The sequence below is a fragment of the Streptomyces sp. NPDC001493 genome (assembly GCF_053597235.1).
This window is the reverse complement of sequence record NZ_JBSFHV010000011.1, coordinates 103,082-121,421: the sequence shown is the minus strand read 5'-3', so window position 1 is coordinate 121,421 and position 18,340 is coordinate 103,082. Positions and strand designations below refer to the sequence as shown.

Here is an 18,340-nt window from a genome sequence, read left to right as displayed (position 1 = left end):
CTGTGATGGCGTGTCATATGTACGGCAAAGTCCGTGATGTGACGGCTCGTCCGGATCTCGTGACCGGGGATCGTGCGCTCTGGGGAGGCGTCGTGGACGACTATGCGGGTCGGGTGCTCGCCGACCGCTACCGCCTTCCGCTGCCGCCGTCCGACGCCTACGAACTGGTCGAGACGCGCGCCTTCGACACCTACAGCGGCCAGGAGGTCCTGGTCCGGCAGGTGCCGCTCCCCGAGGTCGTCGACGCCGAGGTGCTCGACGGCGACGGCCGGCCGTCGCCCGTGCGCCGGACCACCGGCCGGGCGGTCCGCCGCTCCTCGGACCCGGCGGTGCGCCGGGCGATAGAGGCCGCGCAGGCCGCCGCCCAGGTCCCGGACCATCCGCGTCTCGACCAGGTCTTCGACGTGTTCGCCGAGGCGGGCTCGCTCTGGATCGTCAGCGAACTGGTCCCCGCCCGCCCGCTCGCCGCACTGCTGGCCGAGCGCCCCCTCAACCCCTACCGTGCCGCCGAGATCGGCTCCGACGTGCTCACCGCCCTGCGGGTGCTGCACGCGCACGGCTGGACCCACCGCAACATCACCGTGCGGACGGTACTGGTCTGCGACGACGGCCGGGTCATGCTGACCGGCCTCGCGGCGGGCGCCGCCGAGGAGGCGCTCTGCGGGTACGTCACCGTGCCCCGCCCCGACCTGGACGAACCCGACGCCCCGCCCCGGCTCCACGACGAGCCGGAGAGCGACCCCGCGCAGGAGCACGCGTACGAGCACGGGGACGGCCCCGACGGCGGCCACGGCGACGGTGGCGGCTACGACGAGCGGCACACCGGGTACGCCCCCGAGCTGCCCGCCGCGCTCCCCCCGGCGCTGCCCCCCGTCCCCGCCCCGCCGCACACCCCGTGGGGCGAGCCCCGCGACCCGTACGCGGACCGGGAGCCGTACCCGGGCCACTCCGACCGGGACGCCGCCGCGGTGCCGCTCCCGGCCGTTCCCGCCGCACCCCCGGTCCCGGCCGTTCCCGCCGTCCCGCAGCACCGGCCGCCGGTCCCGGACGTTCCCGCCGTCCCGCAGCACCGGCCGCCGGTCCCGGAGGCGCCCCCGGGCGCGGCCCTGCCGCCCGCCGATCCCGGCGCGGCGACCGCCGCCCAGCTGCGGGCCGCCCGTGCCGGAGCGATAGCCGCCTACCGTGCGGGTGCCCTCGCGGCCTCGGCCCGCGTCACCGAAGAGCAGCAGCGCGCCGAGGAACAGCGCCTCGCCGAGGAGCAGCGCCGGGCCGAGGAGCGGCAGCGCGCGGACGAACAGCACCGCGCGGACGAACAGCGCCGGGCGGACGAACAGCGCCGCGCCGAGGAGCAGCAGCGTGCCGAGGCCGCCGACGGGCCGGGGCTGCTGCCGCCGCCGCGCCCCGCGGCGGGGGCGCTGCCGCCGCTGCCCAGCGGCTGGGGCCGTTCCTCCGCCGATCTCTACCCCGACCTCTACGACGAGGAGGACGACGAGGAGGACGACGACCCGGAGGACCCGGGTCCGGCCGCTCCCGGCCGCCGCGTCCACCTCGCCGGCTCCTGGGAGGACGGCCACTCCGGGCGTCCCGTGCCCGCCGGGGGCTCCGGCGCCGACGCCCTGCGGGCCGACTCCCGCCGCGAGATGCTGCCCGCCGCCCGTTCCGGTGCGGCCGTCGAACGCGTGCCCGCCGGCAGCTGGGACGCCGTCGTGGCCGCCGGCGACCAGGGCCCGGCCTACCGGGGGCCCGCCACCCCCCTCGCCGCCGAACGTGCCCGGCAGGCCCGTATCGCCGTCGTCGGGGCCGTCACCGAGCGGTGGGCGCCCGAACAGGCCGGTCCGGTCCACGAGAACTGGCAGCTCGCCCCGCCCATCGGCCCCGCCACCGACCTCTGGGCGCTGGGCGCGCTGCTCTACCGCGCGGTCCAGGGGCACGCCCCCTACCCGGAGGAGAACGCCGCAGAGCTCGTCCAGATGGTGTGCGGGGAGCCGCCCGCCTTCGCCGAGGAGTGCGGTCCGCTGCGGCCCGTCGTGGAGTCACTGCTGCGCCAGGACCCCGCCGAGCGGCCCGACTTCGAGGAGCTGCGCGGCTGGCTGCGCTCCCTGATCCGGTCCGCGCCGGAGCCGGAGGCGGGTACGGACGTCGTGCCGCTCCCCGCCGACGACGCCGCCAAGCTGCCCATCGTCCGTCGCAAGGGCGAACTCGTCCGCAGGCGACGCCGGTTCCGTTCCGCCTCGCAGGGCCGGCACCGCCAGGGCACCGGCGGCGGCCAGGTGGGCCGGGACGGTCAGGAGACGGCGGGCCTTGAGGCCCTGGGGCTGAGCGGCTACCCGGAGGCCGACGAGCGGGAGTACCAGGAGCCCGCGCAGTCGTACGCGTACGAGCCCCGGGCCACGCAGGAGCGCAGGCCGCCCCGCGGTCCGCGCGAGCCCAAGGTGCTGCGGGACAACGGCAGTCGGCCGCCGCGCCGCCTCGGCCGGCTGCTCCTGCTGCTCGTCCTGCTGGTGCTGGCCGGTGCGGTGGTCTACGCCCTGGTGTTCATGCCGAAGAACGACGCCGGTACGCGTACGGGCGCGGCCGCCACCCCGGCGGCCACCGACTCCGCCGCACCCGCCGGCTCCGAGCCGCCCGCCGAGAAGCCCTCCCCGTCCGCCTCCGGCAAGCCCTCGTCGGCGCCCGGGACCCAGGACCCGCAGACGAGCCGGTCCGCCGTGGCGCTCCCGCCGGGGTACACGCTCCGCAAGGACCCGGAGGGTTTCGAGGTGGGCGTGTTGAAGGACTGGCAGCGCAGCCCCGCCAACGCGGACCGCCAGATCCGTTACGGCAGCGACGGGTTCAGCCTGCTGATCGTGCCGGGCCGGGACACCGTGCAGTCCAACGGGTCCGATCCGATGGCCTATCAGCGCGACAAGGAACCCGAGTTGCAGCCGTTCCGCGACTCCTCCTGGTCCACGGCGACCGAGCTCCGCCGGGTCGACGTCGGCCGGCAGGCCATGGCCGAGGGGCAGTACACCTGGCAGGACGTCAACGGCCGTGAGGTGTACGTCCGCAACCTCGCGATGATCGTCGACGGCCGTTACCACATCATCCAGGTCAGCGGCCCGGTCAACGAGCGCGATCAGGTCTCCAGCATCTACCAGCAGGTCATCTCCTCGTACAAGGTGACGTCCTGACGGTCCGGAATGTTCGGGTACGTCTCCGCCCCCGGTCATCACAGTGCGGTCTCATGGGCGGTGCGAGGTTCCCCGCCTCCGAGCCCCTCCGTAATCTGGCACCCGAGCAACGGGGCGGGGACGACACGTGGATCACTCATCGAACAGCGGCAGGCGCACCGACAAGGCCGCCGGTACGGCGCCGGGACTGGTACTCGCGGGCCGGTACCGGCTGGTGGACGTGCTGGGCCGGGGCGGCATGGGCAAGGTGTGGCGGGCCGAGGACGAGGTGCTCCACCGTACGGTCGCCGTCAAGGAGCTGACCGCCGGCCTGTACGTCGCCGAGGCCGACCGGGTCGTGCTGCACGCCCGTACCCGCAAGGAGGCGCGGGCCGCCGCCCGGATCAGCCACCCCGGTGTCGTCACGGTCCACGACGTGCTCGACCACGACGACCGCCCGTGGATCGTCATGCAGTACGTCGACGGGCCGTCGCTCGCCGACTCCGCCAAGGAGAACGGCGAGGTCACCCCGCACGAGGCGGCCCGCATCGGGCTCGGGGTCCTCGGCGCGCTGCGCGCGGCGCACGCGGCGGGGGTGCTGCACCGGGACGTCAAGCCGGGCAACGTCCTGCTCGCCCGCGACGGGCAGATCCTCCTCACCGACTTCGGCATCGCCGCCATCGAGGGCGACTCGACCATCACCCGGACCGGCGAACTCATCGGCTCCATCGACTACTTGGCGCCCGAGCGGGTGCAGGGCCAGGATCCCGGACCGGCCTCCGACCTCTGGTCGCTCGGCGCCACGCTCTACGCGGCGATCGACGGCCGGTCGCCGTTCCGGCGTTCCTCGCCCATCGCGACCATGCAGGCGGTCGTCACGGAAGAACCGACGATCCCGCCGGGTGCCGGCACCCTCGGCCCGGTGATCGCCGCCCTGCTCTGCAAGGACCCGGCGGGCCGGCCCTCGACCGCCGAGACCGAGCGGATGCTGCGGTCCGTGCTGACCGGCCGCGAACCGCGCACCGCGCAGGTGTACGTGGACACGCGCCACTACGCGGGCGAGACCCGGAACGAGACGGCCGCACCGCCGTACGGGCAGGAGGCGCAGGCGTACGGGCAGGCGGCACCGGCGGACCGGGCGGGAGCGACCGGCCCCACCGTCGCCCGGCCGACGGCCCCGGCGCCCGGACCGGCTTCAGCCCCGCCGGGGTACGGCACCCAGGGCGGGCAGGGCTCCGCCCCGTCGGGGTACGGCACCCAGGGCGGGCAGGGCTCTCCCGCGTCCGGGTTCGGCGCCCCCACGCCTCCGGTCGGGTTCCCGTACGGAACCCCGCCCGGACCGTCCGGCCACACCACCGCCGCGACCTCCGCCACCCCCGCGACCTCCGCGTCCCCCGCGAGCCCGGGGGCGAAGTCCGGGTCGCGGCGGCGCAACACCGTGGTGGCCGTGGTGGTCGCGGCGGTGCTGGGCACCGGGGCCGGACTGGGCGCGATGCACTACGCGGGCAGCGGGTCGGACGACGCGAACGGGCGCCCCTCGCCCACGGACACCGCGCAGCGGCCCACCGGCACCTCGGAGCCCTCGCCCGGTGCCGCGGGCGGCACCTCGGACACCGGCGCCACCGCCGGACCCTCGGACGCCGCCGCCTCCCCGTCCGCCGGTTCGATCGACTCCTCGATACCGGCCGGCTGGAAGCGGGTGGAGGACCCGGCGGGCTTCAGCCTCGCCGTACCGGAGGGATGGGAGCGCCGGACGGAGGGCACCCAGATCGACTACACGCCGGACGATGGCGGGCACCGCCTCCGCATCAGTGTCGACGACGCGCCCGACTTCGACACCGCGTACGCCCACATGCAGTCCATGGAGGAGAACCTCATGGACCGGCTTCCGGGCTACTCGCGCATCTCGCTGGAGGAGAACACCTTCCGCGACCACTCCGGCTCGCTCTGGGAGTTCACCTGGACGGAGACCCAGGACCATCCGGGGGAGCGGCGCGGCATCGACCAGATGTACTTCGGCGGCACCGGCGGGCCGGAGTACGCGCTCTATCTGACCGCCCCGGTGGACGACTGGGAGAACACCCGGGAGCTGTTCGACACGATGCTCAGGAGCTGGCGCCCGCCCGCCCGTACGGAGTGAGCCCGGCACGGGGGCGGAGCCCGGGGCCACCGCCCCGAATTCCCGCTGCCGCACCGGGAACCGCCCTGATCAGCGGTTATTCCGCCAGTGATCACTGGCTGGGTGTGGGGAGTGTGAAAAGGGTGTTACCCGCGGGTACCCAAAGTCGGCCGGTGGACTTACCCTCGCCCTCATGACGGACTCGCAGGCAGCGGACTCGACGGCAGCGGACTCGACGGCATCGACCCCCGGGGTGGCGGGCGCCGTGGCATCGGCCCCCGAGGCGGCGGACCCGCAGGCCCCCGGCGCGCGGGCGGCGACGGCCGGCCCGGGCACCAACCCGGTGGCGGCGGCCCCCGCGGGCGTACGCACGGCGGCCGACGTGGTCACCCCCGACCTGGTCGCCCGGCTGGTCCGCGGAGTCGTCGGCTCCGGGCGTACCGCCAACCACACCCCGATCACCGGCGAGAAACTGGCCGACCTGCCGGAGTCCACCCCCGAGGACGTGGCCACCGCCTTCGAACGGGCCCGCGCCGCCCAGCCCGCCTGGGCCGCCACCCCCGTACGCACCCGGGCCGCCGTACTGCTCCGCTTCCACGACCTCGTCCTCCAGCGCCAGGCCGAGGTCCTCGACCTCATCCAGCTGGAGACCGGCAAGGCCCGGCTGCACGCCCACGAGGAGGTGCAGGCGGTCGCCGTCGCCTCCCGCCACTACGGCCGCAAGGCCCCCGCCTACCTGCGCCCGAAGCGGCACACCGGAGTCGTACCGACCCTCACCAAGGTCACCGAGCTGCGCCAGCCGCGCGGGGTCGTCGGCCAGATCGCCCCCTGGAACTACCCGCTGGAACTCTCCGTCGGCGACGCGCTGCCCGCCTTCGTCTCCGGCAACGCCGTCGTGATGAAGCCCGACACCGAGACCGCGCTGACCGCGCTCTGGGCCCGCGACCTGCTGATCGAGGCCGGACTGCCCGCCGAGGTCTTCCAGGTGGTGCTCGGCGAGGGCCCGGTCGTCGGCCCCGAGGTCGTCCAGCGCGCGGACTACGTCTCCTTCACCGGCTCCACCCGCACCGGCCGCGAGGTCGCCCAGGGCGCGGCGGCCCGGCTCGTCGGCGTCTCGCTGGAGCTCGGCGGCAAGAACGCCATGCTGGTGCTCGCCGACGCCGACGTGGAGAAGGCCGCCGCCGGAGCCGTCCGCGCCTGCTTCTCCTCCGCCGGCCAGCTCTGCATCTCCATCGAGCGGCTGTACGTCCACGAGTCCGTCGCCGACGACTTCGTGGCCCGCTTCGCCGCCCGCACCAGGGCGATGCGGCTCGGCGGCTCCCTCGCGTACGGCGCCGACATGGGCTCGCTCGCCGGGGAACGCCAGCTGGAGGCCGTCGTCCGGCACGTGGACGAGGCCGTCGCGAAGGGCGCCACCCTCGTCGCGGGCGGCACCGCGCGCCCCGACATCGGCCCGCTCTTCTACGAGCCGACCATCCTCGAAGGCGTCGAGGCGCCCATGGAGGTCTGCACCCAGGAGACCTTCGGCCCGGTCGTCTCGGTCTACCGCTTCACCGACGAGGACGAGGCGATCGCCCTCGCCAACGCGACCCCCTACGGTCTCAACGCCAGCGTCTGGACCACGGACGCCCGCCGCGGCCACCGGGTCGCCGCCCGGCTGCGCACCGGCACCGTCAACATCAACGAGGGGTACGCCCCCGCCTACGGCAGCGTGCAGTCCCCGATGGGCGGCATGAAGGACTCCGGGCTCGGCCGCCGGCACGGCTCCGAGGGCATCCTCAAGTACACCGAGGCGCAGACCGTCGCCCAGCAGCGGCTGATCCCGCTCGCCCCCGTCTTCGGGATGGACGACGAGAAGTACGCGGCGTTCATGAGCCGCAGCCTCAAGGCGATGAAGGCGTTCCGGCTGCGCTGATCCGTCCCGCACGGTCCGTGGCACGGAGCTCGTACAGACAGATCAGAAGGTTCCACCCGAGGTTCGCGACGAGGAGAGCCATGCCCGAGGACAGCCCTGCCCGCAACCAGGCCGACAGCGCCGGCACCGCCTCCGACGCCGCGATCGGTACGGCCTCCGACACGGTCCCGGACACCGCCTCCGACACGGCCTCCGAGGCCGCCTCCGACGCCGCGTTCGACTACGACGTCCTGGTCGTCGGTTCGGGGTTCGGCGGCGCGGTCTCCGCGCTCCGGCTGACCGAGAAGGGGTACCGGGTCGGCGTCCTGGAGGCGGGCCGCCGCTTCACCCCGGGGACGCTGCCCAAGAACTCCTGGGACCTGAAGAACTACCTCTGGGCCCCCGCCCTCGGCCTCTACGGCATCCAGCGGGTGCACCTCCTCGGCAAGGTCATGGTGCTGGCCGGAGCCGGGGTCGGCGGCGGCTCGCTGAACTACGCGAACACGCTGTACGTCCCGCCCGCCGCGTTCTTCGAGGACCGCCAGTGGGCCGCCATCACCGACTGGCAGGACGAGCTGCGGCCCTACTACGACCAGGCCACCCGGATGCTCGGGGTCCGGCTCAACCCGACCACCACCCCCTCCGACGTGCACCTCAAGGCGGCCGCCGAGGCGATGGGCGTCGGCGACACCTTCCACCTGGCGCCCGTCGGGGTGTTCTTCGGCGACGGCCGGGACGCCGACGGCACGGCGAAGGCGGAGCCCGGCGGCACGGTCGCCGACCCGTACTTCGGCGGCGCGGGGCCCGCCCGCAAAGCCTGCACCGAATGCGGCGAGTGCATGACCGGCTGCCGCCACGGGGCGAAGAACACCCTCACCGAGAACTACCTCCACCTCGCCGAGCAGGCCGGTGCCGTCATCCACCCGATGACCACCGTGCTTGCCGTCACCGAGGACCCGGCGGGCGGCCACCGCGTCGAGACCGTCCCCACCGACCGCCGCCGCAAGGCCGAGCCCCGCACGCTCCGGGCCCGCCACGTGATCGTCGCGGCGGGCACGTACGGCACCCAGACCCTGCTGCACCGGATGAAGGACGAGGGGCTGCTGCCCCGGCTCTCGGACCGGCTCGGCGAGCTGACCCGCACCAACTCCGAGGGGCTGGTCGGCGCGCAGACCAGCGACCGCCGCTACCGCCGCAAGCACGGCACGAAGCCCGACTTCACCAAGGGCGTCGCCATCACCTCCTCGATCCACCCGGACGCCAGCACCCACATCGAACCGGTCCGCTACGGCAAGGGCTCCAACGCCATGGGCGGCCTCACCATCCTCCAGGTGCCGTACGCGAAGCGGCGGGTGCTCGCCTGGCTCGCCGACGTGGTCAGGCACCCCACGGTCGCGGCCCGCTCACTCTCCAACCGGAAGTGGTCCGAGCGGACCATCATCGGGCTCGTCATGCAGTCGCTCGACAACTCGCTGACCGCCTACCGCAAGCCCAGCGGCATCGGAAAGGGCCTGCTCACCGCCCGGCAGGGACACGGGGCACCCAACCCGACGCAGATCGCCGAGGCCACGCAGGCCGCGTCCCTGCTCGCCGACGAGATCAACGGCTTCGCCGGGTCCAACATCGGCGAACTGATGGGCACCCCGCTCACCGCGCACTTCCTCGGCGGCTGCCCGATCGGCGCGAGCGCGGCGGACGGCGTCATCGACCCGTACCACCGGCTGTACGGCCACCCCGGCATCTCGGTCGTCGACGGCTCGGCGGTCTCCGCCAATCTGGGCGTCAACCCGTCGCTGACGATCACCGCGCAGGCCGAGCGCGCCCTGTCGTTCTGGCCCAACAAGGGCGAACCCGACCCGCGACCGGCGCAGGGCGAGGCCTACCAACGTCTGGCCCCGGTGAAGCCGGCCGCCCCGGCGGTGCCCCAGGAGGCGTTCGGCGCGCTGAAACTGCCGTTCCTGGGCATCCCGGCCGTACCGCCGAAGCCGACGCCGAAGGTCTGAGGGCAGGCCGTAAGAGAAACCGGGCCCTGGGCGAACCAGTGGGGGCCGACCCCGGGCGCCCCGGAGCCGGCCCCCACACGGGTGACCGGACTGCTGTCCCCTGCCGACCGGTCACAACGCCGGGACGCGGTCCCACGACGCACCTGAGATACGTCACACGTCCGAGCGGAGCCACGCGCTTCTTCCTGCCGGTGCCGCCCCTGGCCGGTGCGGACACCCCGAACAACGAAGGCCGGTCCGGGCCGGTCACGCTCCGTACGGGTGAGACCGGGACCGAACGGGGGTGCGGCCGTACAGCCCTGCGCGCGGGGGTACGCCGCCGGTACGCCCCGCACCCCGCCGGTACGCCCCGCACCCCGCCCGTACGCAGGGGGCCGCAGGGTTCACACCTGGCCGCGGCAGAGCTCCAGCAGCGTCATCGCGAGCGGGGTGCCGGGCTTCCCGAGCGCGTCCCGGAAGTGGCTGAGCACCTCCATCTCGCGGGAGAGGTTCACCCGGCGGCCCCCGGACGTGATCCTCGCCTCCTGGATGACCGCCGACACCGCCATCCGCTCCTGGACGAGGCCGATGATCCGGTCGTCCAGCGCGTCGATCCGCTCCCGGGCGCCGCCGATCAGCGCGGCGGCCTCCTCGGTGTGCGCACCGGTCGCCTCGGTCGCGGTCTTCACCGGCTTCGCGGTCTTCACCGGCTTCGCGGTGGCCGTGGCGGGGGCGGCGGGGGCGGCGGGGGTGGTGATGATGCTCATGGTCGGACTCCCGATCGGGGTAAGGGCCCCGGCCCGACGGCCCCGAACGCCAAGACGCCCCGGGCCTGTCGGCCCGGGGCGTCTGGAAGGTCGCTCGTCAGTTGCTCAAGCAGCACGACCATGACACCCGGCGGGCCGGATGCCATAGGTAAAGACGGAGGTCGTGTACTGACGCATGGCAGCCAGTATGGACCCGCCCCGGCCCGGCACCCAACGGGGGGTCCGGATGGTGGGACGGGCGCGGGAACGGGACGAGGAAGGCTCTTCGCCGCGGCCGGTAACATTGAAGGACCGACCCCTCTCACCGCCGGAAGGCCGCCTCGTGCCAGCAGCACCCCCCGCCGCCCCCGACATGACCACCGACGTGGTTCTCGTCGTCGACTTCGGCGCGCAGTACGCCCAGCTCATCGCCCGCCGTGTCCGCGAGGCCCGGGTCTACAGCGAGATCGTCCCGTCCACCATGCCGGTGGCCGAGATGCTGGCGAAGAACCCCCGCGCGATCATCCTGTCCGGCGGCCCGTCCTCGGTGTACGCGGAAGGCGCGCCCTCGCTCGACCGCTCGCTGTTCGAGGCCGGGGTCCCGGTCTTCGGCATGTGCTACGGCTTCCAGCTGATGGCGACCACGCTCGGCGGAACCGTCGACGACAACGGTGCCCGCGAGTACGGCCGTACCCCGCTCAAGGTCACCAAGTCGGGCTCCACCCTCTTCGAGGGCACCCCCGACGAGCAGGCCGTCTGGATGTCGCACGGCGACGCCTGCTCCGCCGCCCCCGAGGGCTTCACCGTGACCGCGTCCACCGACGTCGTCCCGGTCGCCGCCTTCGAGAACGACGAGAAGAAGCTCTACGGCGTCCAGTACCACCCCGAGGTCATGCACTCGACCCACGGGCAGCAGATCCTGGAGCACTTCCTCTACCGCGGCGCGGGCATCGAGCCGAACTGGACGACCACCAACGTCGTCGAGGAGCAGGTCGCGCTCATCCGCGAGCAGGTCGGCACCAAGCGCGCCATCTGCGGCCTCTCCGGCGGCGTGGACTCCGCGGTCGCCGCGGCCCTCGTGCAGAAGGCCATCGGCTCCCAGCTGACCTGCGTCTACGTCGACCACGGCCTCATGCGCAAGGGCGAGACCGAGCAGGTCGAGAAGGACTTCGTGGCCGCCACCGGTGTCCAGCTGAAGGTCGTCGACGCCGAGAAGCGCTTCCTCGACGCGCTCGCCGGGGTCTCCGACCCGGAGCAGAAGCGGAAGATCATCGGCCGCGAGTTCATCCGCGTCTTCGAGCAGGCCCAGGCCGAGATCATCGCCGAGGGCGCGGCCGACGGCGAGCAGGTCGCCTTCCTCGTGCAGGGCACCCTCTACCCGGACGTCGTCGAGTCCGGCGGCGGCACCGGCACCGCCAACATCAAGTCGCACCACAACGTCGGCGGCCTCCCCGACGACATCGAGTTCGAGCTCATCGAGCCGCTGCGCCAGCTGTTCAAGGACGAGGTCCGGATGGTCGGCCAGGAGCTCGGCCTGCCCGAGGAGATCGTCCAGCGCCAGCCGTTCCCCGGCCCCGGCCTGGGCATCCGCATCGTCGGTGACGTCACCAAGGAGCGCCTCGACCTGCTCCGCGAGGCCGACGCCATCGCCCGCGAGGAGCTGACGGCGGCCGGTCTCGACCGCGAGATCTGGCAGTGCCCGGTGGTCCTCCTCGCCGACGTCCGCTCGGTCGGCGTCCAGGGCGACGGCCGCACCTACGGTCACCCGATCGTGCTGCGCCCGGTGTCCTCCGAGGACGCGATGACGGCCGACTGGTCGCGCCTGCCGTACGAGACGCTGGCGAAGATCTCCACCCGCATCACCAACGAGGTCGCCGACGTCAACCGCGTCGTCCTCGACGTGACGAGCAAGCCGCCGGGGACGATCGAGTGGGAGTAGTCCTCCCCGGAACCCCGTGACGATGCCGCCGCTTCCCTCGTGGGAGTGGCGGCATCGCCGTGTCCGGAGCCCCGCCGCCGCCCCTGCGGGGGCACAGGTGCGCGAAACCGGGGTGCGGGGCCGCCCCGATGCGGCCCGAAGGCGTCCGGTACGGCACAATTCACAAAAAACGTAAGTGAGTTGGCTGTACCGGGGCGGGAAAGGGCGGCAGGGGTCGTGGCGTTGGACGAGGCGAGGGAAAGCAGGGCGCACGGAGGGGGCTGTACGTGCGGCGACTGCCCGCACGGAGCACGCGAAGGACACCGGCGCGCGGTCGCGGCCTTCCTCGCCAAACGGGACGAGTTCGCCGCCGGGAAGGGGCTGCCCCCCGGGGTGGCGCAGTCGCCCTCCGCCTCCCGGCAGTGGGTCTCCGACGAGCTGACCGGCGCCGCCCGCGCGGTCGCCGACCGCAGCCGCGAAGCCGGTGACGCCTGGCTCCACGAGGTACGGCTGCGCACCCTCGCCGTCATCGCGGTCGCGCTCGTCGCCCTCGTCCTCGGCGAGACCGCCACCGCGATCGGCCCGGGCTGGTCCACCGCCCGTACCGCCGGACTGATCGCCGGGCTCGTCACCGCCGCCCTGCTCGCCGCCGGCGCCTCGTACCACCGGGCGCGCGGAGGGCTGCTCGCCCCGCTCATCGGCGAGGACAACCGGCTCTCCACCTCGCGGACCGTCGCCGCCGCCTGGGTGCTGCTCGCCGTCTTCGCCGTCCTGGTGCTCTCCCTCCAGCTCGCCGGGGCCTCCGACCACGCGAAGCGCGACGCGCTCATCGAGGGGCTGGACCTGATGCGTTCGGCGGGGGTGCTGACGGTGCTGGCGCTGGTCTGCGCCGTCGCCGTCGTCGTCCGCCGGGTCGTCTCCGTACGGGTCCTGGCGCAGCGGCTCCAGAAGATCCGGGCCGACCGGCCGCGCGCCGCCGACCTGCTGACCGACGACTCCGGCCGCGGCAGCTTCACGGACGTGCAGTACGTGCTGGTGAGCGGCGTCGCGGTGCTCTTCGCGGCGGTCCGCCTCGCCCGCCGCCCCGAACAGCTCCCGGACCTGCCGTGGGGGCTCGCACTGCTGGTGGCCGTCTCGGCGGCGACCTACTTCGCGGGGAAGTACGCGGAGGGCGGCCGGCCGGTGGTCCTGTCGGTCGTCCGGGCGCGGGAGGCCGGTGACCTGGACGCCCCGATCCGTACCGGCGACGACATCGAGATCCGGGGCGCCGGATTCGTACCGCCCGGCGCGGGCGGCCCGGCCGGGCTGGCCCGGCTCGTCGTGCGGATAGGGACGGTCCACGTCCACGTCCCGCTGATCCCGGTCCCCGGCGGCTTCGCCAACCCGACCGACACCGTCCTCACCGTGCCCGTCCCGGTGGAGGTCGAGCCCGGCTCGGTGGACGTCCAGGTGGTCACGGCGGCCGGGGTGGAGACCAACAGCTGCCGGATCGACGTGACGGACTGACCCGACCGGCGGACCGGCAACCCCCGGGCTCCGCTCAGAACTCGGGCGCCGCCATGAAGGTCGTGTACACGGATCCGGCGAGGATCAGCCAGAGCAGGACCGCACCGGTCAGCAGGGCGCGCGCGACGGGTACGGCGGCGGGCCGGTCGCGGAGCGCGGCGACGGTCCACCCGCACGCGGCGCAGAGGACCGGCACCCCGAAGAGCACCAGTGCGGTGTGCTGCAGCGCGAGCTTCGTCTCGTGGTTGCCCTGCCAGTCGCTGACGCTCTTGTTCCGGACGGCCTCCTCGGCGGTGTACCAGAACCCGAGGAGCAGCGGGAGCAGGAGCACGGCGGTCACCACGAGGAGGGTGATGAGCGTGCGGCGGGCCGGGCGGTCCGTTCTCCCGGAGGCGTCCGTGTCCCCGTGGAGGTCCGTGTCCGCGTGGGGGTCCGTGCCCGCGTGGGCGTCGGGGCTCTCCGAACGTGCCGCGAGATCGGGAGAGTTGGGCGTATCCGTCATGCGGGCATCGTCCGCGAGGACCCGCCCGCGCCGCCACCCGTATCGCCCACCGGGACGGAAACGGTGCAGAGCCGTGACGGGCCGCACCGGCGTACGCCGGACGGACTCTTGCACCACCGCGCGCCCCCACGTACGCATGTTCTTACGTATGGTCTGTTGACGGGGCAACGGAAAGGTGGGGCAGTTCATGCAGGGCCACGGAAGCAACGGTTACGGACGCGTTCCCGGCGAACCGAAGGGGCTGAGGGAGCAGGCGCGCACGTACGCGCTGCTGCCGCTGCGGGTCTTCCTCGGCGTCACCTTCATCTACGCCGGGCTCGACAAACTGACGGACAGCGCCTTCCTGTCGTCGAGCGGGGCCGGTTCCATCGGCGACCAGATGCGCGGGGTACGCGACTCCGCCGGGGCGCCCTGGCTCGTCGACCTGGCGCTGCACAGCCCGGTCGGCTTCGGGTACGCCATCGCGCTCGGCGAGCTCGCCGTCGGCATCGGCACCCTGTTCGGGCTCTGGGGCCGGCTCGCCGCGCTCGGCGGCGCGCTGATCTCGCTGAGCCTCTGGCTCACCGTGAGCTGGCAGGCGACCCCGTACTACTACGGCAACGACCTCGTCTACCTCATGGCCTGGCTGCCGCTGCTGCTCGCCGGATCGGGACCCTTCTCGCTGGACACGCTCCTGCCGCCGCGCCGGCGCCGGAGCCTGTAGGCGACCCAGGCGGCAACGGCGGCGAGGAACAGACCGCCGCCGAGCACCGCGGCGAAGAACACCCACGGCGCCTGCCAGGCCCCGGCCCAGTCGGCCGCGTACCCGCCCGCGAGGGCCAGCAGGGTCAGGCCGGCCAGCGCACGGCCCGGCCGGAACTCATGAAGCAGCACGGGTGACCTCCACCTGTCCGAGACCGACTTCCAGGCGCAGCTCGATCGTGCCGGCCGGGTCCGCGCCCTTCAGGGGCGCGAGCGTGCGGGTGGTCTTCCGGTCCGGGGCGATGTCGATGTCCTGGCCCGCCGGGTCGCCGGGCAGGGTCACGTCCCCGAGCCCCACCTCCGCCCGCACCCGGACCGTCGCGTCCTGCGGGACGACCACCACCACACGGCCGGCCCCCGCCTCCACCCGGGTGGAGAGGGTGGTTCCCAGCGGGACCGGCAGCCCGGCCAGGTCGAGCCGGGCGGAACCGGCCCCGATGTCGTAGGACGGCCGCAGTTCGGCGGCGGTGACGGGACGCCACTCGGTCCGCGCCCACGTCGTCCCGATGTCCCTCGGCAGTACGGTCGACGCCGCGAGCACCCCCGTGACGAGCAGCGCGAACACCAGCGTGCCGAACCCGGTCCGGCCGAAGAACGAGGCGACCAGCATCCCCACCCCGAGGACGGCGAGCGCCGCGACCGCCCCGATCTGGAGGCTCTCGCCGAGCGGGTGCCTGCCCCAGCCGGGCCAGGCGGCGGCCACCCCGGCGACGATCGCCAGGAACCGCACCAGGCCACCGATCGAGTGCGGCCCGTGCGTCCTCTCCTGCGGATCGGTGGTGACCGGCGGCAGCCCGTCGGCGGTCGGCGGTACGTACGTCCGATGCCTGTCGGCCACCCAGCGCACCCTGCGCGCCCCGCCCGCCGCGTCCGCCCGGTGCGAACCGCCCGGCCCGCCCGCCGCTCCCGGTACCGCGTCCGCCGGGCCCCACAGATAGCCGCCGCCCACCGGCCCCGTCGTGCCGTCCTTGACGATCGGGTCCCGCCACCACGAGGGCCCGGCCGGCGCCGGGGGCGCCTGGACCTCGGGCGGCACCGAGCCCCGGCCGGAGGGCGGCGGCGCCGGGGTGGTGCGGGGTGCGGAAGGCACCGAGTCCCCGGCGGCCCGGCCGTCCCTGCCGTCCCCGGCGTCCCGGTCCGGCTCCTCGTCCGTGGCGGCGGGCCGGCCGTGCCGCGTCCACACCGCGAACCCGGCGACCGCCAGCATCAGCATCGCGGCGAACGCCAGCACCCCGCCGTTGTTGATCATCGAGAGGAAGAGCCCGCAGCCCACCAGCGCGAAGAGCAGCGCCACCAGCGGCGGCCCCTCCACCCGGCCGGAGAGCAGCCCGCGGAACTCGTTCTCCTCCTCGCCCTCCACCGGAACCAGCAGCCACGCGAAGCCGTAGAGGATCAGCCCGGTGCCGCCCGCGACGGCGAGCACCCCGAGGACCACCCGGAAGATGACCGGATCCACGTCGAAGTACCGGCCGAGGCCGCCGCACACCCCCGCCACCACCTTCTGCCGGGGGCTCCGCCTCAGCTGCGGTTTCGGTGCGCTCTTCGGTGCGCCGGGGGGCGCCTCGCCGGGGGGCGCGGCGGACGGGGAAGCGGTCATGGCTCCATGGTGACGGCCCGAAGGCCCCCGTGGGACCCAGGGCGACCCTGGTCGTTCCCTGATATGGGAGTAGGGGCCGTCCCTGATGTCCCGGCCCACCCGGACGTGTGACGATCGGACCATGCCAACCGCCACGACCCGAGCCGCCGGTGCACCGGCCACCGACCCGGAGGAGCCACCGGCGCGCAAGCTGTACCGCAGCGCCGAGGGGCGCATGCTGGGCGGCGTCGCGCGCGGCCTCGCCGGACACCTCGGGCTGCCGGTCGCCTGGGTTCGGCTCGTCTTCCTCGGCCTCTTCCTGGCGGACGGCCTCGGCGCGGTGCTCTACGCGGTGTTCTGGATCGTGGTGCCCCTCGGTGTCGGCGGCGTCGAGACCCCGCGCTCCCTCTTCATCACCGCCCCGGACGGCAGCCGCCGGCTCCGCAAGCCCGACCGGGGACAGGTCTTCGCGCTCGTCGGACTGTTCGTCGGTGCCCTGATCTTCCTCGCCAACGTGAACATGGGCAGCGGCGCCGACCGCTACATCTGGCCCATCCTCCTCATCGGAGCCGGTTCCGTACTGGTCTGGCGGCAGGCCGACAACGCCCGCCGCGCCCAGTGGATGGAGATGGGCCGCCGCCGGAGCATGCTGCACCTGGCCCGCGGCCTCGCCGGGGTCGCCCTCGTCGGCCTCGGGCTCACCGCCTTCCTGGTGGTGCGCGGCTCGGCCGCCCAGCTCGGCAACGTCCTCACCGCCGCCATCGCGGTGCTCACCGGCATCGCGCTGCTCGCCGGCCCCTACCTCGTCCGCATGACCCAGGACCTCTCCGAGGAACGCCTGATGCGCATCCGCGCCCAGGAACGCGCCGAGGTCGCGGCCCACGTCCACGACTCGGTGCTGCACACCCTCACCCTGATCCAGCGCAACGCCGAGGACGCCGGAGAGGTCCGCAGACTGGCCCGCTCCCAGGAACGCGAACTGCGGAACTGGCTGTACGACCCCGGCGGCACCGGCAAGGACGCCGACGACGAGCCGGCCACCCTCGCCGAGGCCGTGAAGCGCGCCGCCGCCGAGGTCGAGGACAAGCACGGCGTCCCGCTGGAGGTCGTCGTGGTCGGCGACTGCCCGCTGGACGAGAAGATCACCGCCCAGCTCCAGGCCGCGCGCGAGGCGATGGTGAACGCCGCCAAGTACGGTGGCGAGGGCGGCGCGGTCCAGGTCTACGCGGAGGTCGAGGGCCGGACGGTCTTCATCTCCGTACGCGACCGGGGGCCCGGGTTCGACCTGGACGCGGTCCCCGAGGACCGCATGGGCGTACGAGAATCGATCGTCGGCCGGATGCGGCGCAACGGCGGCACGGCCCGGCTCCGGTCGGTGCCCGGCGGCGGCACGGAAGTCGAGCTGGAGATGGAGAGGGCGGGCGAATGACCGAGAACACCGAAGCGACGACCCAGGGACCGGAGCGCCGGGTACGGGTCGTCCTCGTGGACGACCACCGGATGTTCCGCACCGGCGTCCAGGCCGAGATCGGCCGCACCGAGGAGACCGGGGTCGAGGTCGTCGGCGAGGCCGCCGACGTCGACCAGGCCGTCACCGTCATCACGGCGACCCGCCCCGAGGTCGTCCTCCTCGACGTCCACCTCCCCGGCGGCGGCGGCGTCGAGGTGCTGCGCCGCTGCGCCCCGCTGATGTCGGCCGCCCAGAACCCGGTCCGCTTCCTCGCGCTCTCCGTCTCCGACGCGGCCGAGGACGTCATCGGGGTCATCCGGGGCGGCGCCCGCGGCTACGTCACCAAGACGATCACCGGCGACGACCTGGTCAACTCCGTCTTCCGGGTCCAGGAGGGCGACGCGGTCTTCTCGCCCCGCCTGGCCGGCTTCGTGCTCGACGCCTTCGCCTCCACCGACGCCCCGCCCGTCGACGAGGACCTGGACCGGCTCACCCAGCGCGAGCGCGAGGTGCTGCGGCTGATCGCCCGGGGATACGCGTACAAGGAGATCGCCAAGCAGCTCTTCATCTCGGTGAAGACGGTCGAGTCGCACGTCTCCGCGGTACTCCGCAAGCTCCAGCTCTCCAACCGCCACGAGCTGACCCGCTGGGCGACGGCACGCCGCCTGGTCTGACGGCCGTCCCGGCCGGCACGTCACGGCCGGCACGTCACGGCCGTGACCGGTGGCCGCCCGACGGACCGTCACGCTTGGTCCGT

General features: G+C 74.0%; 12 protein-coding genes. 9 read left to right on the top strand and 3 right to left on the bottom strand.

Translation table 11 applies throughout. From position 1 onward, the window contains the following. Positions 1 to 92: 92 nt before the first annotated feature. From ACWCWD_RS17600 to ACWCWD_RS17585, 4 genes are all read left to right on the top strand, one after another. Positions 93 to 3,170, top strand: coding sequence for a protein kinase (locus ACWCWD_RS17600; protein WP_450773713.1), 3,078 nt, complete (start codon positions 93 to 95; stop codon positions 3,168 to 3,170). Between the two features lie 238 nt (positions 3,171 to 3,408). Then, positions 3,409 to 5,289 carry a protein kinase domain-containing protein gene (locus ACWCWD_RS17595; protein ID WP_450773829.1) on the top strand — a complete coding sequence of 627 codons (1,881 nt, stop codon included), beginning with the start codon at positions 3,409 to 3,411 and terminating at the stop codon, positions 5,287 to 5,289. A gap of 172 nt (positions 5,290 to 5,461) precedes the next feature. Further along, positions 5,462 to 7,183 carry a succinic semialdehyde dehydrogenase gene (locus ACWCWD_RS17590; RefSeq protein ID WP_450773712.1) on the top strand — a complete coding sequence of 574 codons (1,722 nt, stop codon included), beginning with the start codon at positions 5,462 to 5,464 and terminating at the stop codon, positions 7,181 to 7,183. An 80-nt stretch (positions 7,184 to 7,263) separates the two neighbouring features. Next, entirely contained in the window at positions 7,264 to 9,165 is a 1,902-nt protein-coding gene (locus ACWCWD_RS17585; protein ID WP_450773711.1) for a GMC family oxidoreductase N-terminal domain-containing protein, read from the top strand. Between the two features lie 383 nt (positions 9,166 to 9,548). On the opposite strand, the gene ACWCWD_RS17580 is transcribed toward ACWCWD_RS17585, so the two are convergent. Continuing rightward, positions 9,549 to 9,911, bottom strand: a complete 363-nt coding sequence (locus tag ACWCWD_RS17580) for a chorismate mutase (RefSeq protein WP_450773710.1) — start codon at positions 9,909 to 9,911, stop codon at positions 9,549 to 9,551. Between the two features lie 322 nt (positions 9,912 to 10,233). Between ACWCWD_RS17580 and guaA the strand changes: the two genes are divergently transcribed. Both guaA and ACWCWD_RS17570 read left to right on the top strand, forming a co-directional pair. Further along, positions 10,234 to 11,829, top strand: coding sequence for a glutamine-hydrolyzing GMP synthase (gene guaA / locus ACWCWD_RS17575; RefSeq protein ID WP_450773709.1), 1,596 nt, complete (start codon positions 10,234 to 10,236; stop codon positions 11,827 to 11,829). Between the two features lie 216 nt (positions 11,830 to 12,045). Continuing rightward, positions 12,046 to 13,314, top strand: a complete 1,269-nt coding sequence (locus ACWCWD_RS17570; protein WP_450773708.1) for a hypothetical protein — start codon at positions 12,046 to 12,048, stop codon at positions 13,312 to 13,314. Positions 13,315 to 13,348: 34 nt separating this feature from the next. Here the strand turns inward: ACWCWD_RS17570 and ACWCWD_RS17565 are convergent, their stop codons facing one another. Further along, on the bottom strand, positions 13,349 to 13,816 hold the full coding sequence (locus tag ACWCWD_RS17565; protein WP_450773707.1) for a hypothetical protein: 468 nt from the start codon (positions 13,814 to 13,816) through the stop codon (positions 13,349 to 13,351). 187 nt (positions 13,817 to 14,003) lie between these two features. Between ACWCWD_RS17565 and ACWCWD_RS17560 the strand changes: the two genes are divergently transcribed. Continuing rightward, positions 14,004 to 14,519 (top strand): DoxX family protein, encoded by a 516-nt coding sequence (locus ACWCWD_RS17560; RefSeq protein ID WP_450773706.1) that lies wholly within the window; start codon positions 14,004 to 14,006, stop codon positions 14,517 to 14,519. A 156-nt stretch (positions 14,520 to 14,675) separates the two neighbouring features. On the opposite strand, the gene ACWCWD_RS17555 is transcribed toward ACWCWD_RS17560, so the two are convergent. Next, positions 14,676 to 16,154 carry a PspC domain-containing protein gene (locus ACWCWD_RS17555; protein ID WP_450773705.1) on the bottom strand — a complete coding sequence of 493 codons (1,479 nt, stop codon included), beginning with the start codon at positions 16,152 to 16,154 and terminating at the stop codon, positions 14,676 to 14,678. Positions 16,155 to 16,275: 121 nt separating this feature from the next. On the opposite strand from ACWCWD_RS17555, the gene ACWCWD_RS17550 reads away from it, so the two are divergent. Continuing rightward, positions 16,276 to 17,562, top strand: coding sequence for a PspC domain-containing protein (locus ACWCWD_RS17550; RefSeq protein ID WP_450773704.1), 1,287 nt, complete (start codon positions 16,276 to 16,278; stop codon positions 17,560 to 17,562). Beyond that, positions 17,559 to 18,257, top strand: coding sequence for a LuxR C-terminal-related transcriptional regulator (locus ACWCWD_RS17545; RefSeq protein WP_450773703.1), 699 nt, complete (start codon positions 17,559 to 17,561; stop codon positions 18,255 to 18,257). The genes ACWCWD_RS17550 and ACWCWD_RS17545 overlap by 4 nt, the downstream gene beginning before the upstream one ends. The last annotated feature ends 83 nt before the right edge of the window (positions 18,258 to 18,340 follow it).

Coding starts and splice junctions, on each gene's coding strand:
- ACWCWD_RS17585 (WP_450773711.1), top strand. CDS start 7,264: ATGCCCGAGGACAGCCCTGCCCGCAACCAGGCCGACAGCGCCGGCACC.
- ACWCWD_RS17595 (WP_450773829.1), top strand. CDS start 3,409: ATGGGCAAGGTGTGGCGGGCCGAGGACGAGGTGCTCCACCGTACGGTC.
- ACWCWD_RS17580 (WP_450773710.1), bottom strand. CDS start 9,911: ATGAGCATCATCACCACCCCCGCCGCCCCCGCCGCCCCCGCCACGGCC.
- ACWCWD_RS17555 (WP_450773705.1), bottom strand. CDS start 16,154: ATGACCGCTTCCCCGTCCGCCGCGCCCCCCGGCGAGGCGCCCCCCGGC.
- ACWCWD_RS17565 (WP_450773707.1), bottom strand. CDS start 13,816: ATGACGGATACGCCCAACTCTCCCGATCTCGCGGCACGTTCGGAGAGC.
- ACWCWD_RS17560 (WP_450773706.1), top strand. CDS start 14,004: ATGCAGGGCCACGGAAGCAACGGTTACGGACGCGTTCCCGGCGAACCG.
- ACWCWD_RS17545 (WP_450773703.1), top strand. CDS start 17,559: ATGACCGAGAACACCGAAGCGACGACCCAGGGACCGGAGCGCCGGGTA.
- ACWCWD_RS17550 (WP_450773704.1), top strand. CDS start 16,276: ATGCCAACCGCCACGACCCGAGCCGCCGGTGCACCGGCCACCGACCCG.
- ACWCWD_RS17590 (WP_450773712.1), top strand. CDS start 5,462: ATGACGGACTCGCAGGCAGCGGACTCGACGGCAGCGGACTCGACGGCA.